18 protein-coding genes are annotated in these 18,892 nt (G+C 55.2%); 11 read left to right on the top strand and 7 right to left on the bottom strand.

Annotated elements, in window-relative coordinates; genetic code table 11:
* Positions 1–8: 8 nt before the first annotated feature.
* Positions 9–683 (bottom strand): 6-hydroxyaminopurine reductase, encoded by a 675-nt coding sequence (yiiM, locus tag E0L21_RS20970; RefSeq protein ID WP_131412901.1) that lies wholly within the window; start codon positions 681–683, stop codon positions 9–11.
* Positions 684–844: 161 nt separating this feature from the next.
* Here yiiM and E0L21_RS20975 point away from each other — a divergent pair, with 161 nt between their 5' ends.
* Entirely contained in the window at positions 845–1,738 is an 894-nt protein-coding gene (locus tag E0L21_RS20975) for a dihydrodipicolinate synthase family protein (protein ID WP_131412903.1), read from the top strand.
* 36 nt (positions 1,739–1,774) lie between these two features.
* Here the strand turns inward: E0L21_RS20975 and kdgT are convergent, their stop codons facing one another.
* Positions 1,775–2,758 carry a 2-keto-3-deoxygluconate transporter gene (kdgT, locus tag E0L21_RS20980; RefSeq protein WP_131412905.1) on the bottom strand — a complete coding sequence of 328 codons (984 nt, stop codon included), beginning with the start codon at positions 2,756–2,758 and terminating at the stop codon, positions 1,775–1,777.
* Between the two features lie 256 nt (positions 2,759–3,014).
* Entirely contained in the window at positions 3,015–3,635 is a 621-nt protein-coding gene (sodA, locus tag E0L21_RS20985; RefSeq protein WP_017459659.1) for a superoxide dismutase [Mn], read from the bottom strand.
* A gap of 289 nt (positions 3,636–3,924) precedes the next feature.
* On the opposite strand from sodA, the gene rhaT reads away from it, so the two are divergent.
* The gene (gene rhaT, locus E0L21_RS20990; protein WP_131412907.1) at positions 3,925–4,959 is read left to right on the top strand and encodes an L-rhamnose/proton symporter RhaT; all 1,035 of its coding nucleotides are present in this window, start codon (positions 3,925–3,927) and stop codon (positions 4,957–4,959) included.
* Here rhaT and rhaR read toward each other — a convergent pair whose 3' ends face one another.
* The gene (rhaR, locus tag E0L21_RS20995; protein ID WP_131412909.1) at positions 4,960–5,808 is read right to left on the bottom strand and encodes an HTH-type transcriptional activator RhaR; all 849 of its coding nucleotides are present in this window, start codon (positions 5,806–5,808) and stop codon (positions 4,960–4,962) included. It abuts the gene before it with no gap.
* A gap of 73 nt (positions 5,809–5,881) precedes the next feature.
* Positions 5,882–6,718, bottom strand: coding sequence for an HTH-type transcriptional activator RhaS (gene rhaS, locus E0L21_RS21000; protein ID WP_131412911.1), 837 nt, complete (start codon positions 6,716–6,718; stop codon positions 5,882–5,884).
* A gap of 299 nt (positions 6,719–7,017) precedes the next feature.
* On the opposite strand from rhaS (E0L21_RS21000), the gene rhaB reads away from it, so the two are divergent.
* The 9 genes from rhaB to rhaM all read left to right on the top strand — a co-directional run bounded on the left by rhaB (position 7,018) and on the right by rhaM (position 16,795).
* The gene (gene rhaB / locus E0L21_RS21005) at positions 7,018–8,487 is read left to right on the top strand and encodes a rhamnulokinase (RefSeq protein ID WP_131412913.1); all 1,470 of its coding nucleotides are present in this window, start codon (positions 7,018–7,020) and stop codon (positions 8,485–8,487) included.
* Complete coding sequence (gene rhaA / locus E0L21_RS21010; RefSeq protein ID WP_017459664.1) at positions 8,484–9,743, top strand: L-rhamnose isomerase; 1,260 nt, start codon at positions 8,484–8,486, stop codon at positions 9,741–9,743. The genes rhaB and rhaA overlap by 4 nt, the downstream gene beginning before the upstream one ends.
* 65 nt (positions 9,744–9,808) lie before the next feature.
* A complete protein-coding gene (rhaD, locus tag E0L21_RS21015; RefSeq protein ID WP_131412915.1) occupies positions 9,809–10,639 on the top strand; it encodes a rhamnulose-1-phosphate aldolase in 831 nt (276 codons plus the stop codon).
* A gap of 82 nt (positions 10,640–10,721) precedes the next feature.
* Positions 10,722–11,708 (top strand): rhamnose ABC transporter substrate-binding protein, encoded by a 987-nt coding sequence (gene rhaS, locus E0L21_RS21020; RefSeq protein ID WP_131412917.1) that lies wholly within the window; start codon positions 10,722–10,724, stop codon positions 11,706–11,708.
* Between the two features lie 48 nt (positions 11,709–11,756).
* Positions 11,757–13,268, top strand: a complete 1,512-nt coding sequence (locus E0L21_RS21025) for a sugar ABC transporter ATP-binding protein (RefSeq protein WP_131412920.1) — start codon at positions 11,757–11,759, stop codon at positions 13,266–13,268.
* Positions 13,268–14,272 carry an ABC transporter permease gene (locus E0L21_RS21030; RefSeq protein WP_131412922.1) on the top strand — a complete coding sequence of 335 codons (1,005 nt, stop codon included), beginning with the start codon at positions 13,268–13,270 and terminating at the stop codon, positions 14,270–14,272. Before E0L21_RS21025 ends, E0L21_RS21030 begins: the two co-directional genes overlap by 1 nt.
* Positions 14,269–15,273 carry an ABC transporter permease gene (locus E0L21_RS21035; protein WP_131412924.1) on the top strand — a complete coding sequence of 335 codons (1,005 nt, stop codon included), beginning with the start codon at positions 14,269–14,271 and terminating at the stop codon, positions 15,271–15,273. Before E0L21_RS21030 ends, E0L21_RS21035 begins: the two co-directional genes overlap by 4 nt.
* Positions 15,274–15,335: 62 nt before the next feature.
* A complete protein-coding gene (fucO, locus tag E0L21_RS21040; RefSeq protein ID WP_131412926.1) occupies positions 15,336–16,484 on the top strand; it encodes a lactaldehyde reductase in 1,149 nt (382 codons plus the stop codon).
* Complete coding sequence (rhaM, locus tag E0L21_RS21045; RefSeq protein ID WP_131412928.1) at positions 16,481–16,795, top strand: L-rhamnose mutarotase; 315 nt, start codon at positions 16,481–16,483, stop codon at positions 16,793–16,795. Before fucO ends, rhaM begins: the two co-directional genes overlap by 4 nt.
* Before the next feature lie 30 nt (positions 16,796–16,825).
* On the opposite strand, the gene E0L21_RS21050 is transcribed toward rhaM, so the two are convergent.
* Both E0L21_RS21050 and E0L21_RS21055 read right to left on the bottom strand, forming a co-directional pair.
* Entirely contained in the window at positions 16,826–17,569 is a 744-nt protein-coding gene (locus E0L21_RS21050; RefSeq protein WP_131412931.1) for a fimbrial biogenesis chaperone, read from the bottom strand.
* Entirely contained in the window at positions 17,566–18,879 is a 1,314-nt protein-coding gene (locus tag E0L21_RS21055; protein WP_131412933.1) for a fimbrial protein, read from the bottom strand. Before E0L21_RS21055 ends, E0L21_RS21050 begins: the two co-directional genes overlap by 4 nt.
* Between the last annotated feature and the right edge of the window lie 13 nt (positions 18,880–18,892).

Here is an 18,892-nt window from a genome sequence, read left to right on the forward strand (position 1 = left end):
GGGGGCGTTTATTTTCCCAACAATCGGCGTGAATTATCTTCAATCTTGCCACTCAAGCGCCGCTTTTGCATCGTACGCGTCCAGCTCGCCGACAATCCCGCAGCCGCCAGTAAGCGATGATACTGCTCATCGTCAAACGGCTGAAACCAGGCAATTGCCGCCGCGTCATAAACACTGACATCACTCACGCGTGAAACCAGTTCCAGCGGCGCTTCCGCCGAAACATTGCCGCCGGCAATCACCCGATAAAGCCAACCAATGCGGCCGCTGGACTGCATCTGCGCTGACATGTCGCTGATGCCAAAGTGGAAATTGAGTTTGAAACAGGGCGAACGCGGCTGCGTCACCTGAATCAGCGCGTCTCCCCAGCGAAAAATATCGCCGATAAAGACATTTTTCTCTGTCAGGCCACGGGTGGAAAGATTCTCGCCAAATGCGGGCGCGCAAAACAACGCCGCTTGCTGCGGGAACATTTGCGCCCAGTGTACATAGTGCTCTCGCGGGTAGTGGCACAATGCGCGATCTGTCCCGCCGTGGTAACTTTTCTCCGCCTGCTCGTCCCCGGCGATACCGGTTTCGGTCAGCGTCAATTCGCCTTCTACCTGCAATTTTGCGATGGCGCTCGGTCGGCTGCCCTGATAATCCCTTATTTTTCCTACAAATACTTCAACCGGATGTTGCATATTCCCTCCAACAGGCTTCGTTCATCGCGTTATTACACCACAATTGTTCTCAGACCTAACCTGCAAAAATGAGACATTCGTGCACGTGCGCACTCCGACGCCGTGCTATCACTGACCTTACGCTTTTGAAACATAATTTCATTAATCGAGGAGACAGTGACGTGACGCGTACAACCCCATTCTCCGGCGTCTGGTGCCCTTCCATCACGCCGATGGACCGTAAAGGCAACATCGATCTCAATGGATTAAAGCAGCACATTACCCGCCTGACGGCAGCGAAAATCGACGTGGTGTTACTAATGGGCAGTATTGGCGAGTTCGCCTCTTTCACACTGGATGAGCGGGTGATGTTGATCCGTGAAGCGCGCGGTATGTCGCCCATTTCGATGGTCGCTAACGTCTCTTCCACCTGCTTTAGCGACATCCTGTGGCTGGCCGATGAAGCCTACCGCACCGGCTATGAAGCGGTGATGGTACTGCCGCCTTATTACTATGGGCAAACCAGCAACCAGCTTTTAAGCTATTTCCGCGCGCTGGGCAAAGCGATCAGCGGAAAATGGTTTGCTTATAACTTCCCGGCGCGAACCGGCTGCGATTTAACCCCTGAGCTGGTGGCGACACTGGCCGCCGAATTCCCCGATTTTGCGGGCATCAAAGACACCGTTGATTGCCAGTCGCACACCCGCAATATGATTCTGGCAACGAAGAACGTGCGCGATGATTTCGCGGTGCTGTGCGGTTACGACGAATACTTTATTCCCAATCTGCTGGCAGGCGGCGCAGGTGTGATTTCAGGCTTAAACAACGTGATGCCGGAACTGTTCGTCACAGCCCGGGAAGCGTGGCGGCAAGGTGATTTGGCAACGCTGCATCAAGTGCAGCAAGAGATCGGTAAATTTATGGCCATCTACAGCATCGGCGACGATTTTGTTACCACCATCAAAACCGTGGTATCGCGTAAGTTTGGCTACTGCACGCCCGTCGCCCGTAACTTCGGCGGCGCCCTCAATGAAGCGCAGTGCAAAATTATCGACAACGTGTTTGGCATTCAATGATGCAAAAGCCGACCTGTAAAGGTCGGCTTCATGTCGTTATTTGACAGTATTTCGTATCGACATTTCCGCTTCCGCCCCTTTCACTTTTCGTGACCAGACAGAGGTCAAAATCGGCACCAGGATCGAGGTAACAATCACAGAGGTTGCTACCAGCGCGGTCGCCGCCGGCGCCATCGCTTTGAAATCCGGTACCATTTCAGCAATCAGCACCGGCGTCGCCACCGCAGCACCTGCCGAACTGGAGGCCGCCAGGCCCGCCGTTCCATCGCCGCCGCCAATCAGTTTATCGGCAATAATCAGCGGGATCCCGGTAATCACAATCACCGCAACACCCAGCAAAATTCCCAGCAACCCGGTTTGTGCAATCACACTTAAATCGATGGTGTTGCCCAGCGCGAAGGCGAAGAACGGAATCAGCGTTTGCACCGCCTTGCTGAAGAACTCGCGCAGTTCCGGGTCGAGATTACCCAGCGCGAACCCCACGAGGAATGGCAGCACCGCGCCGACAAATACATGCGGTTCAAAAGAAGCGATACCGGCAGTACCGAGAATAATCATCGTCATTAATGGGCCGGATTCCAGCGACATCAGCACAAATGCCCCGGCCTCCTCTTTGGTGCCGTACTGCTGCATGATGGAGGCGTACAACCCACCATTAGTCATATCCATCGATGCCACCAGCGCCAGCGTCGACAGCCCGGCAAAAAAACCGGCTTCCACGCCGTGTTCCGGAATTAACCGCGACGCGATAGCCGCCACGACCCAGGCGACCACGATTTTCGTCACCACCAGCGTGCCGGATTTGCGCAGCACCGTACCCGTCGCACTCAGTTTGATCGACGCGCCCATGCAGAAAAACCACACCGCCAGAATAGGCACCGTGCCGGTAATCATACCGTTAGTGAATGAACCGAAGTATTTCCCTGCACCGGGCGCAAAAGTGTGGCACAAGGCACCGATGAACAATGGAACCAGCATCATCCCGCCAGGGATTTTTTCTATTGCACGCTTGATTTGCATATCTTCACCTGTAAAAACCATTCGATTTTTATGGCGCTGGCACTTCCGTGGAACGGAACAACAGCCGCGCGGATGAAGAGAGGGTAGACCGGGATTCAGAGGAGAAAAGTGATCGAACAATCATAACAAAACATTATTTCATTATTTTAGGATCGTCGTTCCTTATAGTTACTGGCAGGCTAAAAGATATAAAAAAACCCCGCCGGCAATGCCAGACGGGGCTTTGATTCACGCTCTAAGGCGTGACGAAAGCGGCTTATTTTTTCGCAGCAAAACGTGCAGCAGCTTCGTCCCAGTTCACCACGTTCCAGAACTCTTTGATGTAGTCCGGGCGGCGGTTCTGGAATTTCAGGTAGTAAGCGTGTTCCCACACATCCAGGCCCACGATCGGGAAGCCAGACGCGCCAGAGATCGCTTCACCCATCAGCGGGGAATCCTGGTTAGCGGTAGAAACCACAGCCAGTTTGTCGCCTTTCAGCACCAGCCATGCCCAACCGGAACCAAAGCGAGTCGCCGCAGCTTTTTCGAATTCAGCTTTGAAATTGTCCACGGAACCGAAATCACGCTCGATAGCGGCTTTCAGATCGCCCTGCAAGGTGGTGCCTTTTTTCAGGCCTTTCCAGAACAGGCTGTGGTTAGCGTGGCCGCCTGCGTTGTTGCGCAGTACGGTTTTTTTGTCTGCTGGCAGCTGGTCCAGTTTGGTGATCAGCTCTTCAACCGGCAGGCTGGCGAACTCCGGCAGGCTTTCCAGCGCGGCGTTAGCGTTGTTCACGTAGGTCTGGTGATGTTTAGTGTGATGGATTTCCATCGTCTGCTTGTCGAAATGCGGTTCGAGGGCATCGTATGCATACGGCAGAGCGGGCAGTGTATAGCTCATATTCATCTCCATTAAGGGTAAGCGGCTATTGTGTTAACGCCGCGTAAGCAGTTGGTTCATTATAGTTAATTAAATGATATTGAAAATGTTTATCAATGCCGTAGTTTTTATAAGGTTATAACTTTTGGTTATGTTATTGAAATTGTGAAGCCGCTCACCCTCATCACGCGCTCATTGCCAGCCTGCAGCGCAACGCGGCAAACGCCTCAAGGTTAATCCTCTGACCGATTTTTACACTCATCAGGTCGGCTGCTCGTATCCCGGCGATAAAAACAAAGAGGATTGTGAAATGAGTAACGCGATTACGATGGGTATTTTTTGGCATTTGATAGGTGCAGCCAGTGCAGCCTGTTTCTATGCCCCGTTTAAAAAGGTAAGAAATTGGTCCTGGGAAACCATGTGGTCAATCGGCGGCATCGTCTCCTGGTTGATTCTTCCCTGGACTATCTGCGCGCTGTTATTGCCTGATTTTTGGGCTTATTTCAGTTCGTTTAGCGCTTCAACTCTGCTGCCGGTGTTTCTTTTCGGCGCAATGTGGGGCATCGGAAACATCAACTATGGCCTGACCATGCGCTACTTAGGCATGTCGATGGGTATTGGCATCGCCATTGGCATTACGCTGATTGTCGGTACGTTGATGACGCCGATCCTCAACGGTCACTTCGACGTGCTGATCAACACCGAAGGCGGTCGGATGACGCTGCTGGGCGTGCTGGTAGCGTTGATTGGCGTTGGCATTGTCACCCGCGCTGGTCAGTTGAAAGAGCGCAAAATGGGCATCAAAGCCGAAGAGTTCAACCTGAGAAAAGGGTTAGCGCTGGCGGTGATGTGTGGCGTGTTCTCTGCCGGGATGTCCTTTGCGATGAACGCCGCCAAACCAATGCACGAAGCCGCCGCCGCACTGGGTATCGACCCGCTCTACACTGCGCTGCCAAGCTATGTGGTGATCATGGGCGGCGGTGCGCTGGTTAACCTGAGCTTCTGCTTTATCCGCCTGGCAAAAGTGAAAGATTTGTCGGTAAAAGCCGACTTCTCGCTGGCAAAAGGGCTGATCATCAGCAATATCCTGCTTTCCGCACTGGGTGGCCTGATGTGGTATCTGCAATTTTTCTTCTACGCCTGGGGTCACGCCAGCATTCCGGGGCAGTATGACTACATCAGTTGGATGCTGCATATGAGCTTCTATGTGCTATGCGGTGGGCTGGTTGGTCTGGTGCTAAAAGAGTGGAAAAACGCCGGACGACAACCGGTAAGTGTGCTGAGTCTCGGTTGTGTGGTAATCATTGTCGCGGCCAATATCGTCGGCCTCGGCATGGCGAGCTAATCAGGCAGCAACCCGGCTACGATGACGCCACTGACCTGGCGTCATTCCTACCTCACGGCTAAACACCACCGAAAAGTAGTTACTGTCCTCAAAGCCACATTGCATGGCGATTTCGCTGATCATCTGCTCGGAGTGCTGCAACAAAAATTGCGCGTGGCAAATGCGCAGCTGGCGCAAATAGTGGTTGATGGTCATCCCGGTCTGGGTGCGAAACTGCTGGCGCAGCGCCCGCTCGCTGCACTGTTCCTGTTCACAAAAACGCTCCAGTACAAAGCTGCGATTCAGGCTCCCGGAAAGTGCGGTGATGAGCTTATCCAGCAGCGTTTCGCTCTGAGTCGCGGCAAGGTTGTCGGTGGCAAAACGGTGGCGTTTTAGGGTCATCACCAGTTGAGCAAATAGGGTTTCCGCCATCAAATTGGCCAGCGGATCGCCCTTCGCGCTTTCATGTTCCAGTTGCGTTATCACCTGCCGCGCCTGCGCCATTCCGCTGCTGCCAATGCGCCAGTGCGGGTTGGACGGCGCGCCGTTAAGCCCGGGAATATTCGCCGCCCAGTCAAGGTTCAGCGTCAACCGGTCCGGACAATAGATAATGTTCTGCAACACCAGGTCATTAACCGAGGCGTAAGAGTGGCAATCTTCGGCGCGAATATAAAACAGGTCGCCGCGCGTAATGCGGTAAGGCCGGTCATTGAGCACGTGCAAGCCATTGCCGCGCCACACCATCACCAGTTCGCAGAACTCATGGGTATGTTCGGCAAAGACATTTTGCGGGTAGCGATCGGCCACCGCGACCGCCTGTCCGGCGCGCGGGAAAAAGTCTGCTTTACGAAGAATTAACTGACCAGCCACAACGCCACCTCTGCCGTGAACAACCTGACATTATTAGCGGAAGCCTGGCAAAAAATCGGTGATAGCCTTCTCGTTACTGAAGCAGCGTGTCGCGCCCCTGGCGGATATCGCGCGGCGACCAGTCAAACTCGCGGCGAAATAGCGTCGAAAAGTGGTTACTGTCGCCAAAACCGCAGCGAAAGGCGATATCGGTAACGCTCTCGTCGCTGTGGCGCAACATATGGCGCGCTTTAATCAACCGCAGGCGGTTTAAATAGCGCTGCGGCGTCATGCCGGTGGACTGTTTTAGCTGGCGATGCAGCGTACGCAACGACAAGGTGAACTGTTCCGCCAGCGACTCCCAGCAAATATCTTCCGCGAAGTGATCTTCCAGCCACAGCATCAGTTGATTCAGCCGCGCATCGCTGTTGCCCGCATCTTCCTGCTGGCTGCTTTTACGCAATAACACCAGCAATTGCATAAACAGGATCTCGCGGTTAGCAATGTCGTGCGTTGCCGCTTCACTGCCCATCTCTTCCATCTGGCTAATGATGCCGCGCACCAGCCCCAGCGTATGCTGGCTTACCCGCCAGTGCGACGGGTAATGCCCATCCTGCTCCTGCGGTAATAGCTGATTCAGCCCGGCAAGGAACTGGAACGCATCCGGTGAACGGTACAGCACATTGGTCAAACAGAGATTATCGGTATGTTCATACAAATGGCGGTCATGATCGCGCACAAAACAGACCGTGCCGCCGCTGATGGTATAAGGCTGACCATTAAACACATGAATCCCCGTTCCGTGTTCAACAATCACAATTTCATGAAAATCATGATGATGTTCCGGAAACGTCGCCTGGGGCAATCGCGGTTCAATGGCAACGGGTGATTTACCTGACGGAAAAAAATCCACGCTATGCAGTACGGTCATGATTGCCCCGGTCTTGAGAAATGTTCTCAAAATAGTAATTAAGGGTTTTCGACCTCACCTTAAATTTTCGACGCCGATTTGCGCATAGCCTGTCGTTTTTTCAAGAAACGGCCGGAAAGATCGGGAAATGTGGTGAGAGTCACAATGGCCGTAAACCTCGCGATTACTGGAAACTGTGAACTCTCTCACGTTCACCTTTGCTTTCTTGCCAGCGCTAAATCGCCGCTGTCAGTAGTAAGAAGGTTCAAACGACGTCCCTTTTTTAGACTGTCCGCAATGACTCTAAGAAGGACCCGATCATGACTTTTCGCCATTGTGTTGCGGTGGATTTAGGCGCCTCCAGCGGACGCGTCATGCTGGCACGCTATGACCGCCAGAACCGCACGCTTTCGCTTCGTGAAATCCACCGTTTTGTAAACTGTCTGCAAAAAGTGGACGGCTTTGATTGCTGGGATATCGACGGCCTGGAAACTGAAATCCGCCTCGGCCTGAACAAGGTTTGCGCCGAAGGCATACAGCCGGACAGCATCGGTATTGATACCTGGGGCGTCGATTACATCCTGATTAACCGCGATGGCCAGCGCGTCGGGCTGCCAATTGCCTACCGCGATAATCGCACCGATGGCGTGATGCACCGCGCGATGCAAAACCCCGGCAAAGCCGATATCTATCGCCGCAGCGGTATTCAGTTTTTACCCTTCAACACCCTGTACCAGCTACGCGCGCTGGCAGAACAGCAACCGCACCTGTTGGAACAAGCCGACCACGCGCTGCTGATCCCGGATTACTTCAGCTATCGCCTGACCGGCAATCTCAACTGGGAATACACCAACGCCACTACCACCCAACTGGTGAATATCAACACCGATAACTGGGATGAATCGCTACTGAGCTGGGCAGGCATTCCGTCTCGCTGGTTTGGCGCGCCAACCCATCCTGGCAACGTTATCGGCAACTGGATCTGCCCGCAGGGGAATGCCATTCCTGTCGTCGCCGTCGCCAGCCACGATACCGCCAGCGCGGTTATCGCCGCACCGCTGGAAAATCCCGACGCGGCGTATCTCTCTTCCGGCACCTGGTCACTGATGGGCTTTGAAAGCAAAACCCCGCACACCAGCGATGAGGCGCTGGCCGCCAATATCACCAACGAAGGCGGTGCCGAAGGCCGTTACCGGGTGCTGAAAAACATCATGGGATTGTGGCTGCTGCAACGCGTACTGAAAGAGCAAAACATCACTGACTTGCCTGCGTTGATCGCGCTCACTGAGCAGATCCCTACCTGCCAATTCGTGATTAACCCGAACGCGGATCGCTTTATCAACCCAGGCGACATGAGCGCCGAAATCCAGGCCGCCTGCCGGGAAGCGGGCCAACCCGTGCCGCAGAACACCGCCGAACTGGCGCGCTGCATCTTCGATAGCCTCGCGCTGCTGTATGCCGATGTGCTGAGCGAACTGGCTTTATTGCGTGGCAAACCTTTTACCTGCCTGCATATCGTCGGCGGCGGCTGCCAGAACCAGTTACTGAACCAGCTTTGCGCCGATGCCTGCGGGCTGCCGGTAGTCGCCGGGCCGGTGGAAGCTTCGACGCTGGGCAATATTGGCGTGCAACTGATGACGCTGGATGAGCTAAGCAACGTCGATGATTTTCGCCAGCTGGTCACGGCTAACCATTCACTGATTACGTTTACCCCTAATCCTGATAATGAAATCGCCCGCTACGTCGCGCGCTTTCAACAAAAACGACAGACAAAGGAGCTTTGCGCATGACCACTCAACTTGAACAAGCCTGGGACATTGCTAAACAGCGTTTCGCCGCTGTGGGGATTGATGTCGAGGAGGCGCTGCGCCAGCTCGACAGGCTGCCGGTTTCCATGCACTGCTGGCAGGGCGATGATGTCGCCGGTTTCGAAAACCCGGAAGGCAGCCTGACTGGCGGCATTCAGGCTACCGGTAATTATCCGGGCAAAGCGCGCAACGCCACGGAATTACGCGCCGATCTGGAACAAGCGCTAAGCCTGATCCCAGGCCCGAAACGCCTGAACCTGCATGCGATTTATCACGAAGCCGAAACGCCAGTCGCACGTAATGAAATCAAACCCGAACACTTCAAAAACTGGGTGCAGTGGGCAAAAGCCAACAATCTGGGTCTGGACTTCAACCCGTCCTGCTTCTCGCACCCGCTGAGCGCGGATGGCTTCACGCTGTCCCACGCCAATGATGAGATCCGCCAGTTCTGGATCGACCATGTAAAAGCCAGCCGCCGCGTTTCCGCTTACTTTGGTGAACAACTCGGTACGCCGTCGGTGATGAATATCTGGATCCCGGACGGCATGAAAGATGTCACCGTTGACCGTCTCGCGCCGCGCCAGCGTCTGCTGGCTGCGCTGGATGAGGTGATCAGCGAAAAACTGAACCCGGCGCACCATATCGACGCCGTGGAAAGTAAGTTGTTTGGCATCGGCGCAGAGAGCTACACCGTCGGCTCCAACGAGTTCTACATGGGCTACGCCACCAGCCGCCAGACCGCATTGTGCCTTGATGCAGGCCATTTCCACCCGACAGAAGTTATCTCCGACAAAATCTCTGCCGCCATGCTCTATGTGCCGCGCCTGCTGCTGCATGTCAGCCGCCCGGTACGCTGGGACAGCGACCACGTTGTGCTGCTGGATGACGAAACCCAGGCCATCGCCAGCGAAATCATCCGCCACAAACTGTTCGACCGCGTACACATCGGGCTCGACTTTTTCGATGCCTCCATCAACCGCATCGCCGCGTGGGTGATTGGTACGCGCAACATGAAAAAAGCGCTGCTGCGCGCACTGCTCGAACCGGTTGAGCAACTGCGCAAACTGGAAGCGGACGGCGATTACACCGCGCGCCTGGCGCTGCTCGAAGAGCAGAAATCCCTGCCGTGGCAGGCGGTGTGGGAAATGTACTGCCAGCGCCACGACACGCCAGCCGGTAGCCAGTGGCTGGAAAGCGTGCGGGCCTATGAGAAAGACGTATTAAGCAAACGTGGCTAATCGCTGCGCATTCATCAGCCCGGTAAGCGCAGCGCTACCGGGCAATAAACGGGAAACAGAAGACTATGCAGACCATTACCGATTCCTGGTTCGTCCAGGGGATGATCAAAGCCACCTCGGACGCCTGGCTGAAAGGCTGGGATGAACGCAACGGCGGCAACCTGACGCTGCGCCTGGAGGAGGCCGATATCACATCGTTCGCCGCTGATTTTCACCAGAAACCACGCTATATCGCCCTGAGCCAGCCGATGCCGCTGCTGGCTAACACGCCGTTTATCGTCACCGGCTCTGGCAAATTTTTCCGTAACGTGCAGCTCGATCCGGCTGCAAATTTAGGTGTGGTGAAAGTCGACAGCGACGGCGCGGGCTACCACATTCTGTGGGGGCTGGAGCATGAAGCGGTTCCGACATCAGAACTCCCGGCGCACTTCCTGTCGCACTGCGAACGCATCAAAGCCACTGGCGGGAAAGACCGCGTGATCATGCACTGTCATGCCACCAATCTGATTGCGCTGACCTACGTGCTGGAAAATACCTCTGATTTGATTACCCGCAAGCTGTGGGAAGGCAGCACCGAATGTCTGGTGGTGTTCCCGGATGGCGTCGGCATTCTGCCGTGGATGGTGCCAGGCACCGATGAAATCGGCCAGGCTACCGCCAAAGACATGCAAAAACATTCGCTGGTGCTGTGGCCTTTCCACGGCGTGTTCGGCAGCGGGCCGACGCTCGACGAAGCCTTTGGCCTGATCGACACCGCCGAGAAATCCGCCGAGGTGCTGGTAAAAATCTATTCGATGGGCGGTATGAAACAGACCATCACGCAGCAAGAGTTGATTGCGCTGGGTAAACGCTTTGGCGTGACGCCGCTGCAATCCGCATTAGATCTGTACCCATAACAACATCGCGCCCCGCTCACTGAGACGGGGCGAATCCTCACCTGCAAGCCCTACAAACACTAACTCTCGTGGAGTAAAAGCAATGAAAACAAAAGCAAGCTTAATCCTCACCGTTGCCATTCTGGCGTTGTCCGGTTCCGCTTTAGCTGAAGTAAAAATCGCCCTCGTGGCGAAATCTTTAGGTAATGGCTTTTTTGAAGCAGCAAACACCGGCGCACAGGAGGCAGCCAAAGAGCTAGGCGATGTCAAAGTGATCTACACCGGCCCGACCACCACCACGGCCGAAGCGCAGATCGAAGTGCTTAACGGGTTGATCGCCCAGGGAGTGGATGCGATCGCCATCTCCGCCAACGATCCCGATGCCGTGGTACCGGTGCTGAAAAAAGCGATGCAGCGCGGCATTAAAGTCGTGTCGTGGGATTCCGGCGTGGCGAAAGCCGGACGCCAGATCCACCTCAATCCTTCCAATAACGCGCTGATTGGTGAAACCAACGTCAAACTGGCCGCCGATGCACTAAAAGCGCTGAACGTTGAAAAAGGCGATGTGGCCATTCTTAGCGCCACACCCACCTCCACCAACCAGAACATCTGGATTGCGGAGATGAAAAAGGTGCTGCCGAAGTACCCGTCAATTAACCTGGTGACCGTCGCTTATGGCGATGATCTTTCCGATAAGAGCTACCGCGAAGCGGTCGGCCTGCTGAAATCTTACCCGGACCTGAAAGTGATCGTCTCACCGTCGTCGGTCGGCATTGTCGCCGCAGCGCAAGCGGTAAAAGACCAGGGCAAGATTGGCAAAGTGTATGTCACAGGCTTAGGGCTGCCGTCTGAAATGGCGGGGGCCATTAAGTCCGGCGCGAGCAAAAGTTTCGCCATCTGGAACCCGATCGACCTCGGTTATGCCGCCACCTATTTAGCGGATGATCTGGTGAAAGGCACGGCGACCAAAGACGAAGCCAGCATGGGCAAACTTGGCAAAGTGAAACTGGATGCCGACGGCAGTGGCGCCATGGCTGAGCCGTTCGTTTACGACGCCAGCAACATTGATAAGTTCTCGAAGATTTTCTGATCCCTTACTGCCCTCTTTTTCAGGAGAGGGCAAAAACTGGAGACTATCATGACGGCATCCACCCCTCTGCTGTCGCTTAAGGGCATCACCAAAGTGTTTCCCGGTGCGCGCGCCCTTGAGAACGTACAGCTCGATCTCTGGCCCGGCAAAGTCACCGCGTTAATCGGTGAAAACGGCGCGGGGAAGTCCACGCTGGTCAAAGTGATGACCGGTATTTACCAACCTGACGCGGGCGAAATACTCTACAAAGCGATCCCCATTTCGCTCCCCACACCCGAGTCGGCGCATAAAGTGGGGATCACCGCCATTCACCAGGAAACGGTGTTGTTCGACGAACTCTCGGTGACTGAGAACATCTTCGTTGGGCAGTATTTATATAAAGGGCTGCTGAAAAAACTCGACTGGCCCGCCATGCACCAGCAAGCGCAGGCGATCCTCACCCGGCTGGAGGTGCAAATTGACCCGCGCGCGACGTTGAAAACATTGAGTATCGCCCAGCGCCATATGGTGGCGATTGCCCGTGCGCTGTCGTTTGAGGCGCAGGTGGTGATTCTTGACGAGCCGACCGCCGCGCTCTCGCAGCATGAGATCCTGGAGTTCTACCAAATCGTTGAACGCCTGAAGCAGGAAGGCAAAGCGATCCTGTTTATCTCGCACAAGTTTGATGAAATTTTTGAGCTGGCGGATCACTACACCATTTTGCGCGACGGGGTGTATGTCGATTCCGGCGCCATCAATGACATCACCGAAGCGCGAATGGTGGCGATGATGGTCGGGCGCGCCATTAATCAGAGCTGGCCGAAAGTGGCCTGCGCGCTCGGGGAAACCGTGCTGGAAGTACGCGATTTATGCCATCCCACCGAATTTGCCCATATCAACTTTTCGCTGCGCAAAGGCGAGATCCTCGGCTTTTACGGCCTGGTCGGTGCCGGACGTACGGAACTGATGCAGGCGCTTTCCGGCGTGTCACGCCCCTCTTCTGGCGACATCATTCTTAACGGGCGAACAGTGCAATTCCGCCAGCCGGCGGATGCCATCAACGCCGGAATTGTCTGCGTGCCGGAAGAGCGGCAAAAGCAGGGCGCGATCATTGAACTGTCGATTGCCCAGAACATCAGCCTGCCGCAGCTCAGCAAGCTGAACCGTCATGGTGTGCTGAACGAAGCCAAAGAGTGGGTGCTGGCGGATGAGTACGCCAAACGTTTGCAGGTGAAAGCCTTTAGCTGGAAGCAAGCTGTAGAAACCCTCTCCGGCGGCAATCAGCAAAAAGTGGTGATCGGCAAATGGCTCGCCACTCATCCGGACGTGATCATTCTCGATGAACCGACGAAAGGCATCGATATCGGCTCCAAAGCCGCCGTACACCAGTTTATGTCTGAACTGGTGGCGCACGGTCTGGCGGTGATTATGGTCTCTTCCGAACTGCCGGAAGTGATGGGCATGGCCGATCGGGTGATCGTCATGCACGAAGGGCTGATGGTCGCCGAGTACCAGGCCGGTGAAGCGACGGCGGAAACCATCGTCAGCGCCGCCAGCGGTGCCGGGAAGGAGGCAGCATAATGTGGCAACAACTGCTTAAACATCGCGAAGCGCTGCTCGGCGGCGTGATTGTGCTGCTGGTGCTGGCTATCGGCAGCCGTGTCCCTTCGTTTATCAGCCCTGTCAACCTGGTGGAGATGTTCAACGACACCGCCATTCTTATCATTCTCGCCCTCGGGCAAATGATGGTGCTGCTGACCAAAGGCATCGACTTGTCGATGGCGGCCAATCTGGCGCTAACCGGCATGATTGTCGCACTCATTAATTTCCATCATCCGGATGTGCCGGTCTGGTCGTTGCTGCTGTTGGCAACGGTGCTCGGACTGGTGATGGGCATCATCAATGGTCTGCTGGTGTGGAAACTGGGTATTCCGGCGATTGTCGTCACGCTTGGCACCATGAGTATCTACCGGGGGATTATCTTTTTACTCTCCGGCGGCGGCTGGGTGAACTCGAACCAGATGGGCGCAGATTTTCTCGGTCTGCCGCGTGCCTCGGTGCTGGGTTTGCCGGTACTGAGCTGGTGCGCCATCGCCGTATTGCTGCTGGTGGGCTACTTCCTGCGTTACAGCCGCACCGGACGAGCGCTCTATACCGCGGGCGGCAACGCCACAGCGGCGTATTACACCGGTATCAACGCCGGGAAGATGCAGTTTGTCAGCTTCTGCCTTTCTGGCGCCCTGGCGGGCTTTTGCGGCTACTTGTGGATCTCGCGTTTTGCCGTGGCTTATGTCGATGTGGCTAACGGTTTCGAACTGCAAGTGGTTGCCGCCTGTGTGATTGGCGGCATCAGCACCATGGGCGGCACCGGGCGCGTACTCGGCTGTTTGTTCGGCGCGCTGTTCCTCGGCGTTATCAATAACGCGCTGCCGGTGATTGGTATTTCGCCGTTCTGGCAGATGGCGATTTCCGGCACGGTGATCGTGATTGCGGTGCTGCTCAACGAGCGCGGTAACAAACGCAAAGGCCGCTTGATCCTGCGTGACGCGGCGCTGGCGCGACAAAAACAGGCGGTGAAACCATGAGCAAAATATTGACTTCCGAGCCCGTGAAAAATACCCCTGCCGGGACACCCTTCTTTAAGCGCTTGTTGTGCTGGGAAGGTTTTTTACTGGCGGTGACGCTGGCGGTGTTTGTGGTGAACGCCCTCGCGTCGCCCTATTTCCTCAACATCTGGAATCTCTCCGACGCGACATTCAACTTCACCGAAAAGGCGATCATCGTGTTGCCGATGGCAATGCTGATCATTGCCCGTGAAATTGACCTGTCTGTCGCCGCCACCATCGCGCTCAGCTCAACGGCGATGGGCTTTTGCGCCCAGGCGGGTATGGATACGCCGCTGCTGGTGTGCGTCGGTTTGGGCGTTGGACTGCTGTGCGGATTGTTCAACGGCATTCTGGTCACGCGCTTTAACCTCTCTTCGATTGTGATCACCATCGGCACCATGAGCCTGTATCGCGGCATTACCTACATTCTGCTGGGCGATCAGGCACTTAATACCTGGCCTGCGAGTTTTGCGTGGTTTGGACAGGGTTACGTGTGGGGGGCGCTGTCGTTTGAGTTTGCCTTGTTCATCGTGCTGGCGCTGCTGTTTGCTTTCCTGTTGCACAAAACCAACTTTGGCCGCCGCACGTATGCCATCGGCAATAACCCGACTGGCGCGTGGTATTCCGGCATCAATGTGAAACGCCATAACCTGATCCTCTTTGCGCTGGTGGGGCTGATGGCGGGTCTGGCCTCGGTGCTGCTGACGTCGCGTTTGGGCAGCACGCGCCCGACGATTGCGCTCGGCTGGGAGCTGTCGGTGGTGACGATGGCGGTGCTCGGCGGCGTCAATATTCTCGGCGGTTCCGGCAGCATGGTGGGCGTGATTATCGCCGCCTTCCTGATGGGGCTGGTGACCTTTGGCCTGAGCCTGCTCAATGTGCCGGGCATTGTGATGTCGATTATCGTCGGCGCGATGCTGATTGTGGTGATTTCGCTGCCGATCATTACCCGCCGCATTATGCAGCGCAGGCGTTTATGAATCCCTCCGGCGACAGGGCGTTTCGTCGCTGGTAAAAATCAAACAAAATAAAGGAGTTATATATGAGCTTTATGTTAGCACTACCCAAAATCAGCCTGCACGGCGCGGGCGCTATCGGCGATATGGTCAAGATGGTGGCGAACAAACAGTGGGGAAAAGCGCTGATTGTCACCGACGGGCAACTGGTCAAACTGGGTCTGCTGGACAGCCTGTTTACCGCGTTGAAAGCGCATAACATGGCGTATCACCTGTTTGATGACGTGTTCCCGAACCCAACGGAAGCGTTGGTGCAACAGGGCTATGCGGCTTATCAAAACGCCGCCTGCGATTACATTATCGCCTTCGGTGGCGGGAGCCCGATCGATACCGCCAAAGGGGTGAAAATCCTCACCGCCAATCCTGGCCCGTCAACCGCCTATTCCGGCGTAGGCAAAGTGAAAAACTCCGGCGTACCGCTGGTCGCCATCAATACTACCGCCGGTACGGCGGCGGAGATGACCAGTAACGCAGTGATCATTGATTCCGCGCGTCAGGTGAAAGAAGTCATTATCGACGCCAATATTATTCCGGATATCGCCGTAGATGATGCCAGCGTGATGCTGGAGATCCCCGCCCCGATAACCGCCGCAACCGGCATGGATGCGCTGACCCACGCCGTTGAAGCGTATGTCTCTGTGGGCGCGCATCCGTTGACCGACGCCAATGCACTGGAAGCCATTCGCTTAATTACCGTGTGGTTACCGAAAGCGGTTGATGACGGTCACAACCTTGAAGCGCGTGAGCAAATGGCGTACGGCCAGTATCTTGCCGGTATGGCCTTTAACAGCGCCGGTCTTGGCCTTGTGCATGCGTTAGCGCACCAGCCGGGTGCCACGCACAATTTGCCGCATGGCGTGTGCAATGCCATCTTGTTGCCGGTCATCGAAAATTTTAACCGTCCGAACGCCGTTACCCGCTTTGCCCGCGTGGCGCAGGCGATGGGTGTCGACACCAAAGGGATGAGCGATGAAGCCGCCAGCATGGAAGCCATCAATGCGATCCGCGCCCTGAGCGCGCGCGTCGGCATTCCTTCTGGTTTCAGCAAACTGGGTGTGACTAAAGCCGATATCGAAGGCTGGTTGGATAAAGCGCTCGCCGACCCGTGCGCACCGTGCAACCCGCGAACTGCCAGCCGGGAAGAAGTGCGTGAGCTTTATCTGGAGGCATTATGATCCGCAAAGCCTTTGTGATGCAGGTAAATCCCGATGCGCACGAAGAGTATGAACGCCGCCACAACCCGATCTGGCCAGAGCTGGAAGCGGCGTTGAAAGCAGGCGGCGCGCACCATTACGCTATTTTTCTCGATAAACAGCGCAACCTGCTGTTCGCCAGCGTTGAGATTGAATCGGAAGCGCGCTGGAACGCCGTCGCTAACACAGAAGTGTGTCAGCGCTGGTGGAAACATATGCGTGATGTAATGCCTGCTAATCCGGACAACAGCCCGGTCAGCGCGGAATTAAAAGAAGTGTTCTATCTGGATTAAGCGGTTAGCCCCCTTCGCAAAGGAGGGGGTTTAACGAACGGGAAATGTCTGCTCGTCAACCAGGCCGCTATCCTCAATCATTTTTGCCTCGATACGCAGCGGTAAAACCGTCGGCTGAAGGTCTTTTGCGACCACGGTGTATCGCTTCTCACCGTAGGGCGCCACCATCATGTCCGGCTGCTGCTCCACGGCATAGGTTTTTTCGCCGTAGCGTAACGATAACCCACCAAATGAGACATGCCACGGCGATGCGTTATGACAGACGATCGCTATATTTTTGCCGCTGTTCACCACACTAAAGCGGATTTTTTTCGCCATATCCACCGGCGCGCCAAGCCCTTTGGGACGCCAGAATATTTTCATTTGCGTGTTCATCGTCAGGATCACACTGCGTGCGTCTGGCGCTGAGGTGGATGATTTTGGCGGCATCTCGTAGAGATTGAGCCAAAATACCGACTCCCGATCTTTCGGCAGCGTTTGCTGGTTATACAACAGCCGCAGCCCCTGCATCCCTTTGGGTTCGAGTGAAAACAGCGTGGGAACTGCCACAAACGGCGCTTTAAAGCGGGCTGGCGCATCGACATCCGCTTCGCCGTTATCGACCCAGGTTTGCACCATCACCGGCCAGCTGTTGGTGTTGACCAGCATCAGGCTTTGCTGGGTCTGACCTTCGTTAAAAATCACCCGCGTCGAGGCGGCGATAAGCCCGGCGCGGGTGGAAAAGGCGGCCACCAAGAAAGAGGTGAGCAGCGCGATGGCAAGGCGGGATCTCATTGGACTTTCACCAGCACTTCAGCACTGGCATCAACCTTACCCGCCGTGACCGTTTCGCCCGCGATACGCGTCAGATAAGCATTGAAATTCACCACATATTCGTTGATCGCAGTTGAGCCGTTATTCGTCACTTGTGTCGCGCCATCACGCACCGCGTACCAGCCGCCGTTGCCGCCGGGTTGGCAGGTTGCGGCCAGGCAGCGAGACCAGCCAATAAAATTACGCAGCACACCGTCATTGCTATTGGCTATCTGGATTCCCACTCCGCTGGCGTAACCCGGTTGACCATATTTTTCGGAAAGCAAATGGCTCACGCCGCCTGACGCATTCACCAGATTAAGCTGCTGTGCCATCTGGTAACTTTCATAGGGCACCTGAAGGCCCATCGCCGTCATCCCCTGCGTCTCACCGCTTGTCGACTGACCCTCACAAAGAATGTGCACATTAAAGTTGCTCTGCGCGGTTTGGCCGTTGTCCAGATCGCTCACGGAAATCGTGGGGAAAAACACCATCGGTGTGACGCTTTTCGCGACACAGGTGGGTATTGATACCAGATTGGCGGGATAGCCAGTAGAAACACCCATATTAACGGCCATCCAGTTATCCAGTAACCAGCCGGTCCAGTCATAGGCAGAGTCCCCGGTATCGCAGTAGGCATCCGGACTACCGGGTGAGCAGAACGAAACATAGGCATTGGGTTGGACGCAGTTATAACTCCCGGATGTCAGTTGCGTACCGCAGTAGTTGTTTGGTGCTTGTCCTGTCGGTGTGGTCGAATTCACTCGAATCAAATCGGCACGGATAGGGCTAAAATCTTTAACCCGAATATAGATTTGGCTGCCATCAGGTGAAACCAGGTAATTCGTCAAAGGGATGCGTTGATACTGACGAGCGAAGACTTTACCTGAATTCATATGCGTCAAACGTAACGCCACATGGGCAAAATATGTCCCGTAGTAGCCAGGGTATCCCTCGCTTGCGCCCAATTCAAAAAAACCGCCATTACGTTCATCGCCGTTGGTGGCGATGATTTCGAAAATATTATTTCGATCCGCAATATCGCACACCCATAACACGCTGTCCGGGCCTTTGTAACGCGGATTATCCGCAAACGTCACGATACTCGATCCCAAAGGAGAGCCTATCGGCTGTAGCTCCAGGCTGGATAGATTGACCGTACCCAATGCTAAGCTAACGCCCCAGGCATCTAACTCTGTGCGAACAAAATCCGGACCTTTTTTACACAGCGCGCTCGCAGACAGGCTGGTTAATAAAAGAATATTCAGCAAAATGATGCGTATAAATGGCATAAAAACTCCGTTG

This window comes from Kosakonia quasisacchari, assembly GCF_004331415.1.
GTDB classification, from domain to species: domain Bacteria; phylum Pseudomonadota; class Gammaproteobacteria; order Enterobacterales; family Enterobacteriaceae; genus Kosakonia; species Kosakonia quasisacchari.

Bases quoted from the DNA above. Each gene is read 5' to 3' on its own strand.
- rhaD (WP_131412915.1), top strand. From the start codon at position 9,809: ATGCAGACCATTACCGATTCCTGGTTCGTCCAGGGGATGATCAAAGCC.
- kdgT (WP_131412905.1), bottom strand. From the start codon at position 2,758: ATGCAAATCAAGCGTGCAATAGAAAAAATCCCTGGCGGGATGATGCTG.
- fucO (WP_131412926.1), top strand. From the start codon at position 15,336: ATGAGCTTTATGTTAGCACTACCCAAAATCAGCCTGCACGGCGCGGGC.
- E0L21_RS21050 (WP_131412931.1), bottom strand. From the start codon at position 17,569: ATGAGATCCCGCCTTGCCATCGCGCTGCTCACCTCTTTCTTGGTGGCC.
- rhaS (WP_131412917.1), top strand. From the start codon at position 10,722: ATGAAAACAAAAGCAAGCTTAATCCTCACCGTTGCCATTCTGGCGTTG.
- sodA (WP_017459659.1), bottom strand. From the start codon at position 3,635: ATGAGCTATACACTGCCCGCTCTGCCGTATGCATACGATGCCCTCGAA.
- E0L21_RS21025 (WP_131412920.1), top strand. From the start codon at position 11,757: ATGACGGCATCCACCCCTCTGCTGTCGCTTAAGGGCATCACCAAAGTG.
- E0L21_RS21055 (WP_131412933.1), bottom strand. From the start codon at position 18,879: ATGCCATTTATACGCATCATTTTGCTGAATATTCTTTTATTAACCAGC.
- rhaM (WP_131412928.1), top strand. From the start codon at position 16,481: ATGATCCGCAAAGCCTTTGTGATGCAGGTAAATCCCGATGCGCACGAA.
- rhaT (WP_131412907.1), top strand. From the start codon at position 3,925: ATGAGTAACGCGATTACGATGGGTATTTTTTGGCATTTGATAGGTGCA.
- rhaB (WP_131412913.1), top strand. From the start codon at position 7,018: ATGACTTTTCGCCATTGTGTTGCGGTGGATTTAGGCGCCTCCAGCGGA.
- E0L21_RS21030 (WP_131412922.1), top strand. From the start codon at position 13,268: ATGTGGCAACAACTGCTTAAACATCGCGAAGCGCTGCTCGGCGGCGTG.
- E0L21_RS21035 (WP_131412924.1), top strand. From the start codon at position 14,269: ATGAGCAAAATATTGACTTCCGAGCCCGTGAAAAATACCCCTGCCGGG.
- rhaA (WP_017459664.1), top strand. From the start codon at position 8,484: ATGACCACTCAACTTGAACAAGCCTGGGACATTGCTAAACAGCGTTTC.
- yiiM (WP_131412901.1), bottom strand. From the start codon at position 683: ATGCAACATCCGGTTGAAGTATTTGTAGGAAAAATAAGGGATTATCAG.
- rhaS (WP_131412911.1), bottom strand. From the start codon at position 6,718: ATGACCGTACTGCATAGCGTGGATTTTTTTCCGTCAGGTAAATCACCC.